The 1,097-nt window shown below is 48.1% G+C and carries 1 protein-coding gene; it reads right to left on the bottom strand.

Annotated features, from left to right (window positions below; translation table 11 throughout):
- Positions 1-605, bottom strand: a 605-nt coding sequence (locus AACQ83_RS24180; RefSeq protein ID WP_255567005.1) for a reverse transcriptase domain-containing protein, incomplete at its 3' end; no start/stop codon positions are given.
- Between the last annotated feature and the right edge of the window lie 492 nt (positions 606-1,097).

Raw genomic sequence — 1,097 nt, 5'->3', positions numbered from 1 at the left:
GTTATTAAGACCTCAATCAGTCTGAGAAAACGGCGATCTGATATCTTCTTCCGCAGTAAACTCATCAGCTCAATATGGGGTATTGTGTTGAAATACTTTCGGATGTCGATTTCCACAACCGTGCCATTCCAGTTACGGTATGTTTGCTGTTGCAGAGCCTTCAACGCCGCATGACAGTTTAATCCCGGTCGAAAGCCGTATGAGCAGGGCATAAACAGCGGCTCATAGATTCGGCTGAGGATATCACTGACCGTAACTTGCACCAGTTTGTCCTCTATGCACGAAATAGCCAGTGGCCGTTTACTGCCATCCTCCTTCGGGATCTCCGTGATTCTGGCTGCTTTCGGGCGATACGTTCCTCTGCGTATTCGCAGGATGAGTTTATTAATATTCTCATCAAGATGCTCACCGTAAACGGCTTTAGTCATGCGATCCATACCCACGGCCTTATTCCCGTCTAGCCGCAGGAATTGTCCTTTCAGCATGTCACTGTTCAACAAATGTCCTAAGTTATTGAACACCTGCTGTTTGTCGTTAGCTGATTTCTTGCCTATACGCTCAAGTTTTGTTAACCATGATACTCCGTCGTTGCTGTGTACGGTCATTGTTGCCCTCTCACGTTCGATCTGTCTGCCCGCCCTTCGCTCCGCGATCATTACTCGTTTCATCACTACTATGACTGGTTCCGACTTCCTGATACCCATTTCTCAGACCTTGTGTTTTGGCACTTGTGCTCGAAATACTCATTTCCTTGAGAAGTATCAGGATCTCCTGGGTTCCACACTGTTCTCTACAAGCTCGCCGACGCCTGCGGCTCCGGTGTGTGCTTCTGGCTGGGAAATTCACCAGTATGACCATTCAGAAGCTGTTGCCTGCTAGCTGGACAAAACTATCGGCACACACGACTTAATGAATTTCGGCGCTATCACGTTCACCTATTGGTTTCGGCTCGAATGTTTCGCTGTCTACGCTTCATCTCCTTTGTTACCGCCGGAAATGCAAGACTCGCTAAGTAGTGGTCTGGTTTATCTTCTACGACGGGACTTTCACCCGCAAGAAACAGGACAGCTTTGCCCAGCGCACTGTCCATTTCATTA

Source organism: Photorhabdus sp. S10-54 (assembly GCF_963878145.1).
GTDB lineage: Bacteria > Pseudomonadota > Gammaproteobacteria > Enterobacterales > Enterobacteriaceae > Photorhabdus > Photorhabdus kayaii.
The sequence above is the reverse complement of the archived record's forward strand: the minus strand, read 5'-3'. Positions and strand labels throughout refer to the sequence as shown.